Raw genomic sequence first — 17,141 nt, 5'->3', positions numbered from 1 at the left:
AATTCTCACAGGTCTACTGCAAAGCTGCTACTCGCAGTTAATCACGACTTAAGCTGTGGCGATACAAATCTGTTGTGGTTTATTACTGGCATTTTCGCGCGAATACTATGTACGCTTTGTACATCTATTTCGGCTTGTAGCCAACCTGTACCTTGAGGCTTTTGTGCAATAACTTCCCCCCAAGGGCTAACAATCATGCTTTGCCCCCAAGTTTCACGGCTACCACCGTTGTGCAGCCCCCATTGCGCTGCGCCAAACACAAAACATTGGGTTTCAATTGCACGGGCCTGCAATAGCACTTGCCAGTGTGCCTCTCCGGTAACCTTAGTAAATGCTGCCGGTACTGCAATCATCTCGGCGCCGGCTTCCCGCAGCGCCCGAAACAGATCACTAAAACGGATATCATAGCAAATCGCTAAGCCGAGTTTCCCTAAAGGTGTATCTACTACAACGATACGGTTCCCTGGGCAAAATGCGTCACTTTCTCGATATTGTTTAGTGCCATCACTCACCTCAACATCAAATAGGTGTAGCTTGTCGTATTGACCTAACACGCTGCCATCAAGGTCAAACACGTAGCAGCGGTTATACACTCGGCCATCTTCAGCCAAAACCGGAATACTACCGGCCACTAACACCACTTGATATTTAGCTGCTAGCTCAGCAAGCGCTTGCTTGAGCTCGCTATCTTCTGCCCGAGTAGCATACTGCAACTGCTGACTTTCTTGACCACCAAATAGCAAACAGCACTCAGGTAGCACCACCATATGTGGCACATCTTCACTGCGCTCTAATTGCTTAAGCTGCGACTCGATAAACGCTAGGTTGTCGGCTACGCTGCGACTGCTTTGACATTGCAATAGGCTGACTTGCATCTAACTCTCCTTGTTGGCGATTATCTTCAAGTGATGAAGCTGGCAATACTTGTGGCTGCACTTGAGGATCATCCAGCTCAGGCGCTGTATCTGGTTTTAACGCTGGCTCTAGTTGTGGCTCTAATACGGTGCTGGCAGCAGAGCCAATATTTGTCTCTGCTGCAATATTTGTTGTATTAGAATCATCAACAGCCGCTGGCTCGCGAGCCAGTTCAACCACTTTAGGCTTGTGAGTCACCTCAGTAAAAGTGGTATTTGGCAGCTTTACAGCATTAAGCTCAACCGCTTGAGTGTTTATAGCTTGAATGCTAATAGGCTGAGGAACGATAGATTGAGTATTTGTGGCTTGTGTATTTGCGGCTGTATCAGTATCGACACCGACGCTATTGTCACTTACAGCCTGAGGATCTAGTTTACTCACCTTATCAGCGGGCGTATTACCTGCAGGCTGACCGTCTTTGTTCGGTAATGTTTTTGGCAATACCGACTCAGGGATCTCAATCTCTTTACTCTTACGCTCTAGTTCTTCCAGTTTTGGCTCTGACATGGTGCCTGTTAGCCTAAAGCGGATCTCAGAAATAACTTCAATCACAGGCTCAAGCACCTTAGTTAACGCAAAAGCGCCAAGGCCAAATGTCCAACCACCAGTGCTTAGTAGCACCACAGTTGGTACGCTCGATGCCAGCTGTGGCACAAAGCGAATATCATAATTTAAGCTCTCGGTGGTTAAATCTGTATATCCACGCACCTTCATATTACCGGCGACGGCATTCATCTCAGTATCGGTTGTTTTAACCACACCATTATCGATTTTCAGCGAACCTGCAAATGAGTCAAAATAGAGACCTTTACCAAACACATCTGAGAAATCTAACGACAACTTGCGCAGCAGTGAATCTAAGCTAAATAGTGAGAAAATTCGCGCACCTTTGTCACTGACTTCAGACAAATGACCTTTTCCTAAATCAAAGCTCACATCGCCATTAAGAGTTTCAAGTGAAAATGCATAGGGTGCGCCTGTCCATGAAATATCCGCTTTCACTTCTGTTGGCGCATCTTTAAGACCAGGGTCAATATCCAATTTTTCCGACAGGTAATCAAACTTACTAGCATCAAGACTTAGCTGGAACGAGGTGATGTTTTTCCCCTCGGTCATGTCCCAGTTACCCTTACCTTTTAACTCAACATTAGGGGCAGTTATTGATACAGTTTGGATCTGATAAGTATCCCCGTTTGGCGTACCTTGCAAAACGAGGTGGCCTAAAGATTTGCCATATAAAGCAAAATCATCAACATCTACGGCCAATGGCGGTAAGTTTGCCATTATGGTGTCTGATTTATAATGAGCAGTTTCTTCTGTTCGCGGCTCTGGTGCCATATGGAACTTTGAAGCAACAATCTTCAAGCCTTGATTCACCCAGTCAGGATAAAAGTCGATACGACCATCAAATTCTTGTGATGTAATATCAAAACGCCACGCGTGATCCGTCGGGTTAGCACTAAAGTGGACATCTTCTAATGGCTGCCCCATAAGGTTAAGCCCGTTAAAGTTGGCATCAATAGAAACTAAAGCTGGGAAGAAGCCTAACGATTCAGCTGTAACAGTCTCGTTTGCAGTATGCTCAACCTCTTTAGCGCCAGTTTGACTCACAAAGCCTTCAATGATCGGCAGCCAAGGTGAAAACTCGGTTTCGTCGATATCAATTTGCAAATGACCTTTAGTTTTACGCAGCATATCGCCCGGCTTAAATAATCGACCGAGTAAAATGTCGTAATGGGCTAAGCGATTACCTGATTTGGCGTCAAAACCGCCCCAAAACTCTAGCTGATTTTCCAGCTTAATGCCGAGCGAGGCCTGCTTGTTATCCCCTATCATTTCAGCGACTAAGCGCTTAGATTCATCTTGGCTTTTAGCAAAAGGAACCGGCAAGTTTAGCTCAGTGCCGATTAAGTCACTCTCTACACGCGCTTGAATACGATAACCTGTAGGATCAAAAATCAGCCTTAAGTCACCGCTCCAATCAGCCTGACCAGCATAATAATCGCTAAGTGGGTTGGCTAACTCTGCAGGCAAATCAGCTAGCTGCCATTGGCCGTCTAGCTCAACATTAACGCCGTAGTTTTGATTCATGCTTTCGGTGTTAAAGCTAAACTGCAAGGGCTGTTGATACATCTTGGCTGTAAAACCTGTGCCCGTAACCACATCATTCACAAACTGCAATTGACCTGTTACACCTGCAAGCGCGATCCCAGGCTCAGTGATATAAACAGGGGTGTCATCAAAAGTCACAGTACCTTTAATGACTTCACTCTCGCCGTCATACAGTGGAATACTCAAATCAATCTGACCAGTAATATCACCAGAGATCTGCACCACATCTAGCGTTGCACCTACTGAACCAACTAGCGGTGACTTTTGGATCACTTTATTGGCAGCTTCCGCTTTAGTTGCAAGATCGAGTTTTACTTGCAGCAGACTCTTTTCCCCAAGCGCCGGAATACCAATGTAAGCACCACTGGCGTTTACATCTAGCAATTGGCCTTGATTGATCCACAGATCCATTGAGTTGTTTTCAAACAGTGCCGACAGGTTTAATTGATCAACTGCCGGCCAGCTTTCTTCAAACTCATAGGTTGCATCGCTAAGAGTAAAGCCTGCCTGAAACAAACCATTATGATTAGTGTAAGGGTAATCAGTAAAAGCACCATGCCACAGCACAACTGCGTCATCAGTTTTACCCGCTTTTAACGCTTGCGTTAAGTAACTCACAAGCGAACTGCTCATTCCGTTTAGCGGAAAATACTGATGCACATTGGCTACATCGTGAATGTTAACATTGGCAAGTAATGCCATATGGGCGGCATCAGCAAACTCTAAACGTACCGCGCCATCTATATCTAAATCCTGATTACTAAAATGGATCTTAGGTAAAGAGAGCGCTAGATCGGCAATATTAAACTCACCGCTAAAGCTGTCACCAGCAAGTTTTAGCGGCGCTTCAAAGCCGCCATTAAAATCAAGGGTGTAGTTCTGCTCAGGTAAAGCAAACTGCACAGTGTCATCAACAAAACTAACTTTAGCGTCAATTGGCGCAACACCTAAAATAGCATCACTGGCCTGCCAGCTTACCTGCTCAAGGGCTACAGCAACTTTTGGCTGTCTGAGTAAATTGTCCCAGTGCGCGCGTATATTTTTGACTTTACCCGTTGGATTTAACGACTGCCAAGCTCTCAGCCCTTCAGGCTCAACACCCGGAACTAATGGCAGCAAGGGTAATAACATACTTAAATCTAACTGATTTAAGCTAGCATCGACACCAGACTCACACTTACGTGCTTTTAGTTCGAGTTCTGGCCACGCTTTACCATTGGTTGCAAAATGCAGGTTATGGCTATTGAGCGTCCAACCTTGCTCAGCTGGTCGCCATAATGCAGCGCCAGATTCAATAGTAAAACGTTGAGGCTGTTTATTTAAATGCCACTCAAGCCAGCTTGGTTCGAATGCAACGGTAACAGTGTCGATATTACGATTAGAAAACTCCGCCCAAGCCTGCAAGTTAACGACACCTTCTAAAGGCAAACGCTTAGTCGCATCGTATGGATTAGGCTGACGTGACGCCCATTCGCCAATATCGAGCGAACTTGCGGCTAGGTAGAATTGCCCCACCAAAGACTCAGGTCGATAACCGCTACCTTTTAAGTCAACATTTAGTGCTAATTGCTCAACTTCTGAGGCATTTTCATCTAAGAATAACTTACCCTCACCGCGGTGACGGCTATTAGCATTACGCCACTTCATATCTTTAATAAAGATGGGGCGATAATCATGCTGCTTACTCAGTAATTGAAAGCGTGCGTCAGTGATCGAGAAGCGATCAAGTTGCTCTAGTAGCAACTTATACAGCCAATCGGTTTGCATCGCAGCCGAGGACTCGCGCGGTGTTAGTGATTTTAAATGATCGAGATCTAACGCTACATTCACGCCATCAAATATCACATCTTCAATTTGCGGGCTGGCAGTCACTATGCTTTGCCAGAAATCGAATTTCACGTTGACCTGATTGAAGATCAGCGTGACAGGTAAGTTATCTTGTGCAGGTAACACAAAGTTATTTACTGTCAATGCAGGGCCATACGCTTGCCATTCAGCCGCAAGTTTACCTACCTGAACTTCTACTTGGTATTCCGATTGCACAAAATTGATCAGCTCGACTCGAACTTGATCAAGTTGTGGTAATAGCCCTCGAAATAGGCTCACCATAAGTGCAAATAGCACTAAAATGATCGCTAGGAATTGCCAGCAAAATCGAGGGAAACTAAAGGAGCGCTTTTTAGGCGCGCATGTCTCTGGTGGCACTACATTATCACCACATCAAATTTGTTTTGGGCATACATAGGCTCGCTTTGTAGGCGAACTCGCTTACCAATATAAACTTCAAGCTCACCAAGCAAATGACTCTCATCGCCTTTAAGGCTGTTGAATACTGCAGGAGCGCAATAAACTAAAAACTCATCAGCATCGTAACCACGATTCAAGCGAATGATCTCTCTAAAGATCTCATAAGATACCGTTTCAACCGTTTTTAAATTACCTGTGCCTTGGCAAGCTGGACACTCACCACAAAGCACATGCTCTAAACTTTCGCGGGTACGCTTACGCGTCATTTCCACTAGCCCAAGACCAGAGAAGCCACTAATATTGGTTTTAACGCGATCGTTAGCCAAAGCGCTTTCTAAGCTGGCAAGCACTCGCTTTTTATGATCATTATTGAGCATATCAATAAAGTCGATAATGATGATGCCACCCAAATTACGTAGACGTAACTGGCGAGCGATAGCATGAGTTGCTTCAAGGTTGGTGTTAAAAATGGTTTCTTCGAGATTGCGATGCCCCACAAACGCGCCAGTATTGATGTCGACGGTAGTCATGGCCTCAGTTTGATCTATGATCAAATAGCCGCCTGATTTCAGCTCGACTTTACGCCCAAGCGCACGTTGCACTTCATTTTCAACATCATATAGATCAAAAATTGGGATCGGGCCGTTGTAATGCTCCAGCTTATCGGCGATCTCTGGCATAAACTCTTGTGCAAATTGTTGTAACTCTTCATAAGTTTGCGCTGAATCGACTTGGATCTGATCAAGCTCAGTACCAACAAAGTCACGCACAATACGCACAGGCAGTGCAAGGTCTTGATATAACAGTGACACACCGCGACGTTTACGACGCTCACTCACTTTTGCCCAAACCCGTCTTAAAAAGCCTGCATCTTGAATAAGCTCATCTTCACCGGCACTCTCTGCAGCGGTACGGATAATAAAGCCGCCGTCGTCATCAACAAATGGCTGGGTAATTTTCTTCAGGCGTGCACGAATAGCCTCTGACTCAATGCGCTGGGAAACCCCCACATGACTTGAGCCCGGCATGAAAACAAGGTAGCGGGAAGGTAAGGTAATATCTGTGGTTAAGCGTGCGCCCTTAGTACCAAGTGGATCTTTAACCACTTGCACCATAATATCCTGCCCTTGCCTAACCAGCTGAGCAATATCACGCACAACAAAGTTGCCTTTCTCTACATCGGCAACACATTCAGTATGCGGCACAATATCTGATGCATGCAGAAAAGCGGCTTTATCTAGCCCGATATCAACAAAAGCAGCCTGCATACCTGGCAGTACACGACTAACTTTGCCTTTATAAATATTGCCGACTAAGCCACGCTTCATGCGTCGCTCAATATGGACTTCTTGCAACACACCATGCTCAACTAAGGCTACACGAGCTTCGGTAGGTGTTACATTGATTAAGAGTTCAGAGCCTATTTTTTTCTGCACTCTGCTTTGCGCGAATCGACTTCTACTCACAACTCACCCCACTTAGGGAAATAGCTAATTTAAAAAGGATTTGGCGTAAATTGTGGTCAGATTAAAGATCAAAGGCTAAAGAGTAAGGCTTTAGCTCTTGATATCGTTTGCAATGAATGACTTTATAGCGCGGCTAATACTGCCTGTTTATTACTACTTGTTATGGCTATAAAACTTGCATCTCACACAATAACGCGCGGGTTTCTACCAAAGGTAACCCCACTACCGCGGAATAACTGCCGTCGATAGCTTCAACAAAATTTCCACCTAAGCCCTGAATACCATAGGCTCCAGCTTTGTCCATCGGCTCTCCTGTGGCGATATATGCTAAAATATCCGCCTCAGTTAACTCACAAAATTGCACTTGAGTAGTAACTAATCGACTGACGGTTTTAGTACCATCAGTAAGTGCTACCGCCGTCATGACTTGATGACGTTTACCAGACAAACTTGCCAAGATTTCAGCGGCATTAGCTTCATCAGTCGGCTTGCCTAAAATATTCTCGCCTTGCACAACTATGGTGTCAGAACCCAACACCACGGCATTTTTAGCTTCGCCGTAAAGTGCTAAACCTGCTAACGCTTTCTCTTTAGCTAAGCGCAGTACAAAGTCTGTTGCTGACTCACCCGCTTGATGACTTTCATCAATATCAGCGGCGAGAATATCAAACTCAAAAGGCGTGTTATTGTCAGCTTTTAAGAATCCTAACTGGCCTAACAGCTCTTTACGACGAGGAGATCCCGAAGCAAGGACTAACTTCATAATCAATTACCTTCTTAATAAGCTTTGATCCACTCCACTTGTTGTTAGCGCAATACTGCTTAGCATTGCGCTGCAAGTAGACACACCTTGTTAGGTTATCGAACCTTGTATAAGCGTCTTACGCGGCGCAAGATCCAGAAGATCCACGGCCACATAATTAAGCTTGAAACAGCTGGGTAAAACAGGCTGATATCAAATACAGCGCTATCAGCAACAAACTGCACCCAGAACACAACTAAGTTATACAGCGCCACCTGCATGGCAACTACAAGTGCTTGTTGCCACATAGGAAAGTTACGTAAACGCTGAAAGTGCAGTACCACAACATACACCACGACTGACATAGCAAAGGCACGAATGCCTAAGGTGGCTCCGAGTAAGATATCGAGCATTACGCCCAGTACCCACGCGGTTAAAATATTGTATCTATGGGGCAAAGCCATTGCCCAGTACATGATAACCAGTAATAACCAGTCAGGACGCCAAGCTTCAACAAGATCAGGCAGTGGCATGATCTGGAATAACATTGCCACTAATAAGCTAAGCCAAACTACCCAGCGGCCATTTGCCACATGTATACTCATTGCGCGCTCTCCTGACTCGCTTTTATAGCTTCTTCGACACCTGCTGGCGGTGTGAGTTCTGCGCCATCAGATTCGATGTCAGGCCAAAGTAATAATAAATAACGAATTCTATCTAATGCTGCTAAAGGCTGAGCAACTACGGTTGCATAACTCTTGCCGTCGTCTTTTTCCACGCTCATCACCCGAGCAACTGGGTAGCCCTCAGGAAAACGCTTACCAAGACCCGATGACACCAATAAATCACCGACGCGAACATCGGTACTCTTAGCGACATGCCTTAGCTCAAGCTCATCAAGAACGCCCGTACCAACGGCAAGTAAACGCACATCATTGCGGGTAATACGTACAGGGATACCGTGAGTGGTATCAGACAACAAAAGCACTCTGCTAGTTAACTCACTCACTTGCACCACTTGGCCAACAACGCCTTGGGCATCGACAACAGGCTGACCAACAAACACGCCACTGCGCGAACCATGGTTAAGCACTACATATTGACGGAAAGGATCGCTCGCAACTTCCATCACCTCAGCAACCACCTTTTTAGCATCCATGTGCACAGGTGAGCCAAGCAGCCCTCGAAGGCGATCGTTTTCTTGGCGTAGATGCTCGAAACGCTGTAAGCGTTCACTCATCAGTAATTGGTGGCGTAGCAATTCTTTATTTTGCTTAGCGAGCATGTTGCGCGTAGCAAGACTTTCAGCAGAAAGATCCAGCAGTGCGCCGGGGATATTAGCCACGTATTGTAGCGGGCTTAATAGCGAAGAAAGAGAGTTACGCACAGGCTCAAGCCTGTCATTAGCGACAAGCAAAATCACTGACATAATAACAGCCAGTGTTAGTCTAAATTGGTTGGATATTCCGCGAGCAAAAATAGGCTTCATAACAAACTAGGGCGGTTGAAAACCGCCCTTTTTAACCGTGATTAGTTTTCTTCAGAGAACAGGTCGCCGCCATGCATATCGATCATCTCTAAAGCTCTACCACCACCACGAGCAACACAAGTTAACGGGTCATCAGCGATCATCACTGGAATGCCGGTTTCTTGCATTAGAAGTCTATCTAGGTCGCGAATCAATGCACCACCACCAGTAAGAACCATACCGCGCTCAGAGATATCTGATGCTAGCTCTGGAGGTGATTGCTCTAGTGCAACCATAACTGCACTCACAATACCTGAAAGCGGCTCTTGTAGTGCTTCTAAAATTTCATTGCTGTTAAGCGTAAAGCTACGTGGTACACCTTCTGCAAGGTTACGACCGCGAACTTCAATCTCTAATACTTCATCACCTGGGTATGCAGTACCGATTGTGTGCTTAATGCGCTCAGCCGTTGCTTCACCGATTAAGCTACCGTAGTTGCGACGTACATAATTGATGATGGCATCATCAAACTTGTCACCACCGATACGTACTGACGAAGAGTAAACCACACCGTTTAGTGAAATGATGGCAACTTCAGTTGTACCACCACCGATATCAACAACCATAGAGCCGGTTGCTTCTGATACAGGCAGACCAGCACCGATTGCTGCAGCCATTGGCTCTTCAATCAAGTACACTTCACGTGCGCCAGCACCCATTGCAGATTCACGGATTGCACGACGCTCTACTTGTGTTGCGCCAACTGGCACACAAACTAATACACGTGGGCTAGGACGGAATACGCTGTTGTTGTGAACTTGCTTGATGAAATGCTGTAGCATTTTTTCTGTCACATAAAAGTCAGCAATAACGCCATCTTTCATTGGACGAATAGCTTGAATGTTACCAGGTGTACGACCAAGCATTTGCTTTGCTTCAGTACCAACAGCCGCTACCGACTTCTGGCCTGAACCACTTCGCTCTCCACGAATAGCAACCACTGATGGTTCGTTTAGTACAATGCCTTCTTCACGGACGTAAATTAGCGTATTTGCTGTACCCAAATCGATCGAAAGATCATTAGAAAAAATGCCGCGTAGCTTCTTGAACATGTAACCAGCCTGTCTATGTGGAATCGTAGAAAAAAGAAATCAGGTAACTTTATCATGCTTCTTAAAATCCACAAGACCAGAGAGGTTAACAATTGCTAATGAAACGGTGTTTTTTTGCGATATATTGAGATATCTATAGCAAAGAGCAAGCCAATATCTTGTCTTGCCCTCCATTACTGACATTTAGTTAACTTCTCGCCAATAAATTATCCGGTCGTGTCCCCGATAAGTACCAAAATAAGCTGTTGCTCGAGGATCTTGTAAACCACTCGCTGAATCGAAAGCCCAATACCACTGTAGCCACTTATCAACATGCTGCTGTAAGCCAACCTCACCGTCAGCATTTGGTGCAGGGAAATAGATAAAGCTATTGCCTAAATAGATAACCCCTGACTTTCCAGTTCCGCCTATTTGGGTGTAGCCTTCAACGTCCTCTAAACCAGCATCAGGTTTAAGATTCAAGCCTATGTCGGCCGACTCTGCAGCAGTCGCTGTATCAAACACCGAACAGCTATCAGCGGAATTCAATACCCAAGTCTCGTTGTCATCGACATATTGAGTATTCACTTCAAGGCGTAACTCTTCAGTCGATGGGCCGTAGGCATTCTGCAGCAGCATGCGGCCATAACGCGTAGCAAAGGCATCGTCTTTTGCAACGTCCTTGAAGGTAAAGCCTTTGCAACCTGCCGTAAGCGCAGCCGCATCTTGATGACAAATACCGTCACTATCTGTGACATCAGCTGTACTCAGTGTTAAGTCAAAACTAGCATTAAAAGGCACAGCCAAAGAATCCGTGCGCGGGTAACTAAGTTTGGTGCCACTCAGATACGCACGCTGAATGCTATTAGCTGAATCTATTGGATAATAATCGACTTGCTCTGAAAGCGGTGACACATCTTGTACAGCAAGCGCTGCACCGTTTACCGAGGTTGCACCAGAGGTGTCGTTATAACTACGATTCGCCCACTGATTACCGTGATAATGCCACCAATCACCAATTTGGTAGTTGCGAGTCTCAGCGCCGACTTTGTTCATCCCTTTGACTTTGATGGTTGGCTCCATTCCCGATTGGAACCCAAAAGGCTGATCCATATAGGTAAAGCTATTACATTGAGCTTGCAGCTTCGGCGTATTAGCCTCAATAGATAGGAAGTAAGGCGTAAAGCGGCCAAAGGTATCGCTACTCGAGTTCGCTTCCGCAATGGTTGTGCCTAGATAGTTAACATCACCATCAAGCGCAAAACTGATAGCGCCAACTTCAGAGTAAGTCTGATTATTCAGGGTAAATGGAGCACTGTTGGCTTTAGTAAAACTAAGCTTGCTTTGCTCTATACCACCTAAGCCACCGTCTTCAGGATCACCGTTACTGACTAGCGGAGCCTGTAGCACAGCTTTAATGTTCAAATCCGAGAATCTGAAGTTTTTAAGTGCTTGGCGATCTTTGTATGGCGTTGCATCGTCAACTCCACAAACCGCTTTAACACTCATAGCAAAATCATCACCAGCCTTGGCAAACTTAGTACAACTCGCTCCGGTACAGCCATTACCTGTCGATGGATTAAAGAAGTGAAAGCCATCAGGCTTAGCCACAAACTGCTCACTATGAGTAAGTACTAGCGTTTCACTTGTTGAGCCATCAGGAGACTCAATTTCTTCGGTAAGCGTTGCTTCAAGCTCTACTCGCCCAGCCTCTGGGTAATTAACATTGAGTTGTGCCTTACCATTTGCATCAAAACGAACTTGCAACTGCTCACTTGCTCCACCACTAATCTCAACACTTGTCTGTGGTGAATTCAGGCTATTAACCGTTAGTTTTTCAGCACTCGTTATACCGCTGGCATTAGGTGTGATGTAATTGAACGCCATAGCAAGTGGTTTAGTTTGATTGGCAAATAGCGGCACACACTGTTGGCTATTTTGATCTTTTTTGACTGCAAACAGTTCAAAATTGGCCGAGTTTTTACAAGAGGTTGAATCTTCAATGTCAAAGTAGATGCCACTATCTTCAAAATTAAGTTGGCACTGAGCATTAGCCACTAAACTTCCATCAATGTAACAGCGATATTCACCACTTGGCGTGGTATTACCCAAACCCAATGTGACTAAGCCCCCTTGTGGATGCCATACGTCAAGACTAGTACTACCATCAAAGGTCGCACTAGTATAATTAACCCCATTTTTAGTTAACGTGATAAATGCAGGGTCGGGTAACAATGAGCTACAGTTATCATCTGCACAGGCTTGTACGGTCACTGATTTTGCGGCGCAGCTTAGCGCTCCAGAATCAAAGCTAATCCGATAATGATTCACTGCTGGCGGCTCGGCTGCATATTCAAAAGCAAAGTAACCGATGCTTTCTGCTAAATGACTTCTATCATTATCTAGCTCAGTGTCTTCATCTAAAGCAAAGCTAACGTGATCATTAAAGTCATCTTTTAGGCAACGACGCACCCAGCCACCATCAGCACCATTACGCTGATTTTTATTGGCAATGGTTATCGGCTGAGCAGGATAATCTTGCTCATAACGATTCGGAAACGCACATTGCTGCCAAAGCGTACGAACGCTAGAGCCGTTACCATGATTCTTTGCATGAGCAAATTCATACATTACAGCTTCACCATTAATGCTGAGTTCACCCTGCCCTAAACCAGCAACATAACCTAATAACTCAGGGTTATTAATTGCGCCGCTAACCTCCGAGCCCTCAATCGCTATGTCAAATTCATCGCCGTCAAAATCAACGTTATTAATCACGGTTGTAATAAAGCGATTATTATTTTGAGTGAGTGCTTGACCAATTATGGCCGGTTGAGCGCCAAATTCATGAACAAAATCAACGTCTTGATATCCCTTATTTGCTCCTGTTGTCCTTTTTCCTTGATAAAAAGAGGTTGATACTTTACCGGCCTGCAGCGCACTGCCTCTTTTAATAAACCTGTAACCGGGCTCCATGACAAAGTAATCAATCTTGCTCATTGGTTTGTTAAGACCAAAGGGCGAATTAGAATTAATTTGCTGAATTTGCGTATATTGATCAGTTAAATAATTGACCCGGATAGTAGATGGCCTTTCGCTATTATCATTAAACCCAGTGATATCAATAGTCGGCATGGCCATAACAACAGGCGCTACAACATAATTATTTTTAAAATAAATCGTTGCAACACCATTGGCATCCAGCTCTGCCTGACCAAATTCAAACTTGGGTGCCGGACACGTTAATAACTGCTCTGTTGGAACTATTGTCAAGCTATTAGCCGATGGTGGCTGCCAATACAACCTAAACGCTTCATAACCAAACGCTTCATGAAACCTTAATTCAATTGTATGGGCACCTTGCTCTAAAGACACTTTGCCTTGTTTATCTGTGCAATCACAAGTAGCGTGAGTTCCATAAAATGCGGTAACAACCTCACCATCAATCAACAACTCAATAGCATCATCACCATCAATTGCAAAGGTATACTCACCAGTTTCAGGTGCATCGATATATCCTTTGAATACACCTAAATACAAGTCCTGATCGCTGTCAGAATTAGAGTGAGGGTTAATCCCGTTGCCCTTTTGATTTAAATTCCCCTCTATTGACTCGCCTATTTGATATTTAGTTTTGCTCACTTTATCAACAAGAGTTTGAAATTCTTCTGGATTAGCGGGGCTATAATTATCTGAATACCACGAATCGGCATTATAGGTACGATATGTTAACCCTTGGACGTTATTTTGTTCTGCTGGGCATATAGGTAAAATCGATGGCTTAGGGGGCTCTGCACCACAATTAGGCTCAATATCAATACTCGCAGCAGTGTCATCATAGTTTACTCGCGCATTCATCGGGATATGAATATAGTCAGATGTTAGTGCCCCGATAGTATTGGAAGATGTACCTAAAGACAGTTGTCCCTCCGCAACAGCATGCCCCCGAAATAAAATGTTTGGAGCAATAGCAATATCTGAATAACCGTACAGTAGAAAAGAATCTGAACTATATGAATGCATTGTGTTTTTCACTGAAAAATCATTTCCAATGAAAAATGCAACTGAGCCTAAGGAGTTGTGCGGGAAACTCACTGTAACACCAGCTGCAATATTTAAGTTTTCGATCCAATACTGCCCGGGAGCTAACTGCAAAATGCCGCTTTTAATATCTAATGACTTAATCCGATATATATTTTCTCCAGTATCTGACAGAAAACTAACCACGCCACCATTTGCGCTCGAAGTAATATTTCTATAGTGACCAACAGGTACTTGAATTTCCCCCTTTACAGCATCAGACGGATCTAAATCGACATTGCTATTTGAGCGACACTGACTAAAAGGTAGTCGGCTACTAGGAAGTTCAGCAGTATCTCTACCAGATTTACAATTTTTAGCTTTCATTCCTGACGGAACACATGATTTTTGATCTTCATAAACATTATAGGATGGCAACTGCCCACGAATAGGAGCATTGTACAATTTGCCATTACTGGTAAAAATAATTTGTCCGCTAGGTGTATAAGAATTGAGACCCTCTAAAAAAGTATCTCTCCAGTTCGTAGCCAATGCGGATTGAACTTGAGTAATAGAAAAAACCAAACAGATGATCAGAAAAGTCCATTTTTTTTGGAAACTAATCACGAGCTTCTACCTCCACCTGTCGACTAACTCGAATACAACTCGCATCACTACTTCTACCTGAGTCACAATCGCCAGAACTACAAGTTGCAGTACTGGTTATTAAATATTGAGTCATGTTACTTGCAGGCAAATTAACCTCAACTTTTGAGCACTTCATTTCAACTTTACAGCCATGAAACCCCACAAGTCCCGTGTCGCTGCCAATATTCCAAGTCGTTTGTACGCTACAACTCCCCGGATTACCATCTAAAGGGAATAGAGTCGCTAAACTTTTATCTGCACCGCTATTGGCTGCAGCAAAGGCGCGGGTACCCCATACTTCAACGCTGATCTGTTGGTCTGCATCATTAAGTACATTTATTAAGGTCGCCGCTAACAAGAACATCACAGTGATAATGAATACACCAATAACCAGTGCACTACCGCGTTGCCTAGTGAAGTTATTCCTACTTGGATTTATTCGCAGTTTATGGAACATTTATCACCTGCACTTGATGATGGTATTGAAAGCTCTGGCCTTGAACATCAAATAATGGATTCAGATGTACCATTGCATTATTTTTTAAGGTTCCCGGGGTGTAGGCCATGGGGCTATTGTTACCGATAGTGTTGACGATATTTTCAGCCATTAATACCCCATCGCCCATACTGTCAGGTGATGGCTGATTTGTAGGGTTATTAAAACCATAGCCGCTATAACGGTTAAGCTGGCTACTTTCAGCACTAACCTGCTCAAAGCAATAGCTAACAGCATCTTGAATGGCAAAATATCGCTGCCTCGGTGAAGCCGTATCAAAACGAACCTGACGACCGAAGTTAACAGTTAAATCATTGGTCGAATTGGCAGAAACAGCATCAATGCGAAATAACTTACCGTCAGTTTTACTAATAGCTGTAGAAGTATAAACATCAGCAGGACTCAATGGATATACCAAAAAAAACTGCCCCGCAGTTAACGAAGATGCCGTAGCACGTGAAGGCATCACTCTAGCTTCCCTTGATTTAGCTGCAGGCATGATTGGCAATTCAATATAGGATGCACTCGCCTGAATTGGCATCATTTCAATACACTGCCATGCTGAACCATTAGTGCGCGTACCATTACTAACCCGAATACTGTTAGGCACAGCATTACGAATATCACGGGTCATTCGTTCTATCGCAAAGCGGCTTTGACTCATCACCTGATCGACCGAGGTTGCATCGACAAAAATGCGCGTCCCAAAGATAAGAAAACTACTCACGCCTAGGACTAGCACCCCAAGAATAATGATAACCGTGACCAACTCAACCAAGGTGAAACCTTTAGCCTTTAGCTGTTTTATTTTTCGTAGCTGCAAGCTAGAAGCTGAAGTTATCGATACAGGCATTAATAGTTACTCCTGATCGCATTGAACGTCATCACTTCACCGCTAGGTGTGGTCACATCAATAGTCACCAGTTTTGTATTTAAACTTGGCAAGTTATCGTACTGCACTGAAACAGATAATGAGTAATTTTTATAACGATCGGCATAGGTATCAGAGCTATTCAGCATCTGGCTGTTGATAGTAAGCCCGGCATAATCATCTACATCGTTATAATCACTGCGATTCTCACCAGCATCAGGGCCTAAGTTAGCAGAAGCTGTACAGTCAAGCCCCGCTGGTAAACCTAGTGCGTCGTTAGCTGACGCACCACATGCTGGTACGCCTCCATTGGCGTTGGTATTTTGATCATATCGTTTGCCCCAGATCTCATTCAAAATGGAATGAGCAAGCTCTGCAGAGCGCACTCGGTGTAAAGTATCTGCCGCACGTTCTGCTTGAGGGAATAGCATGGTACTGAGCAGCACAAAGGCAATACTTATCACCACCATGCCAACAACAAGCTCAACTAACGTAAAGGCTTTTTGTAGCTTTATACTTTTTAATAAATGCAGCCTAGCCTTCATGAATGTATCCCTCAGACTCTATTGCTAAAAATAGAGTTTCATCTGCAAGCACATTTATACAGTTGCCATTACAGCGCGAACCATTGACGATTGGCACTCCTTGACGATTAAACTCAATATTAAAGCTAGTCGCACCACCATTGAAAAGAGAGAGGTTGGCACCACCTTGAAAAGCTTGAGGCGCATCTGTTCGAGCAGGAGTGCCGCTACAGGCGTCATTAAAACGAATAAGTTGGTAGTCGGTTTCAGTGACAGACAAACGATAGCAGCGATCTTGATTATTCATCGCCATAATCTGCACTTTACGCAGCTCGCTAATAAATTCATCACGCAGGGTAAATGCACTGTAACTCGAGGTGGTTAAAAGGCGCGGGATCACCACCACTGCAAGGATGGCAATAAGGATAATAGTGGTAACAAGTTCAACTAAGGTAAAACCTGCTTGTCGCGGCGTTCTGTGCATTATTCGTCCTGAACAGTACTGCGGTGTTTAGATTTCGATTGAAACCATCAAACTAAA

At 44.4% G+C, this 17,141-nt stretch carries 12 protein-coding genes; all 12 read right to left on the bottom strand.

The window, feature by feature from the left end; translation table 11 throughout:
• Positions 1 to 41: 41 nt before the first annotated feature.
• The 12 genes from MSG37_RS13170 to MSG37_RS13115 all read right to left on the bottom strand — a co-directional run bounded on the left by MSG37_RS13170 (position 42) and on the right by MSG37_RS13115 (position 17,084).
• Positions 42 to 875 (bottom strand): carbon-nitrogen hydrolase family protein, encoded by an 834-nt coding sequence (locus MSG37_RS13170; protein ID WP_248471112.1) that lies wholly within the window; start codon positions 873 to 875, stop codon positions 42 to 44.
• Positions 799 to 5,232, bottom strand: a complete 4,434-nt coding sequence (locus MSG37_RS13165) for a YhdP family protein (RefSeq protein WP_248471111.1) — start codon at positions 5,230 to 5,232, stop codon at positions 799 to 801. Before MSG37_RS13165 ends, MSG37_RS13170 begins: the two co-directional genes overlap by 77 nt.
• Complete coding sequence (gene rng, locus MSG37_RS13160) at positions 5,232 to 6,740, bottom strand: ribonuclease G (RefSeq protein ID WP_248471110.1); 1,509 nt, start codon at positions 6,738 to 6,740, stop codon at positions 5,232 to 5,234. The genes MSG37_RS13165 and rng overlap by 1 nt, the downstream gene beginning before the upstream one ends.
• Before the next feature lie 166 nt (positions 6,741 to 6,906).
• Positions 6,907 to 7,503, bottom strand: coding sequence for a Maf family protein (locus MSG37_RS13155; protein WP_282446663.1), 597 nt, complete (start codon positions 7,501 to 7,503; stop codon positions 6,907 to 6,909).
• Positions 7,504 to 7,598: 95 nt separating this feature from the next.
• On the bottom strand, positions 7,599 to 8,087 hold the full coding sequence (gene mreD / locus MSG37_RS13150; protein ID WP_248471109.1) for a rod shape-determining protein MreD: 489 nt from the start codon (positions 8,085 to 8,087) through the stop codon (positions 7,599 to 7,601).
• The gene (gene mreC, locus MSG37_RS13145; RefSeq protein WP_248471108.1) at positions 8,084 to 8,971 is read right to left on the bottom strand and encodes a rod shape-determining protein MreC; all 888 of its coding nucleotides are present in this window, start codon (positions 8,969 to 8,971) and stop codon (positions 8,084 to 8,086) included. The genes mreD and mreC overlap by 4 nt, the downstream gene beginning before the upstream one ends.
• Positions 8,972 to 9,012: 41 nt before the next feature.
• Positions 9,013 to 10,062: a rod shape-determining protein gene (locus MSG37_RS13140; RefSeq protein WP_012278897.1), complete on the bottom strand. Its 1,050-nt coding sequence runs from the start codon at positions 10,060 to 10,062 to the stop codon at positions 9,013 to 9,015.
• Positions 10,063 to 10,245: 183 nt separating this feature from the next.
• Positions 10,246 to 14,448 (bottom strand): DUF6701 domain-containing protein, encoded by a 4,203-nt coding sequence (locus tag MSG37_RS13135; protein WP_248471107.1) that lies wholly within the window; start codon positions 14,446 to 14,448, stop codon positions 10,246 to 10,248.
• 232 nt (positions 14,449 to 14,680) lie between these two features.
• Entirely contained in the window at positions 14,681 to 15,166 is a 486-nt protein-coding gene (locus MSG37_RS13130) for an MSHA biogenesis protein MshP (protein WP_248471106.1), read from the bottom strand.
• Positions 15,156 to 16,058 (bottom strand): type II secretion system protein, encoded by a 903-nt coding sequence (locus MSG37_RS13125; protein WP_248471105.1) that lies wholly within the window; start codon positions 16,056 to 16,058, stop codon positions 15,156 to 15,158. The genes MSG37_RS13130 and MSG37_RS13125 overlap by 11 nt, the downstream gene beginning before the upstream one ends.
• The gene (locus MSG37_RS13120; protein ID WP_248471104.1) at positions 16,058 to 16,621 is read right to left on the bottom strand and encodes a type II secretion system protein; all 564 of its coding nucleotides are present in this window, start codon (positions 16,619 to 16,621) and stop codon (positions 16,058 to 16,060) included. Before MSG37_RS13120 ends, MSG37_RS13125 begins: the two co-directional genes overlap by 1 nt.
• A complete protein-coding gene (locus MSG37_RS13115) occupies positions 16,611 to 17,084 on the bottom strand; it encodes a type II secretion system protein (RefSeq protein ID WP_248471103.1) in 474 nt (157 codons plus the stop codon). Before MSG37_RS13115 ends, MSG37_RS13120 begins: the two co-directional genes overlap by 11 nt.
• Positions 17,085 to 17,141 lie beyond the last annotated feature (57 nt).

The sequence above is a fragment of the Shewanella sp. 1CM18E genome (genome assembly GCF_023161665.1).
In the GTDB taxonomy this organism is placed as follows: Bacteria; Pseudomonadota; Gammaproteobacteria; order Enterobacterales; family Shewanellaceae; genus Shewanella.
The sequence above is the reverse complement of the archived record's forward strand: the minus strand, read 5'-3'. Positions and strand labels throughout refer to the sequence as shown.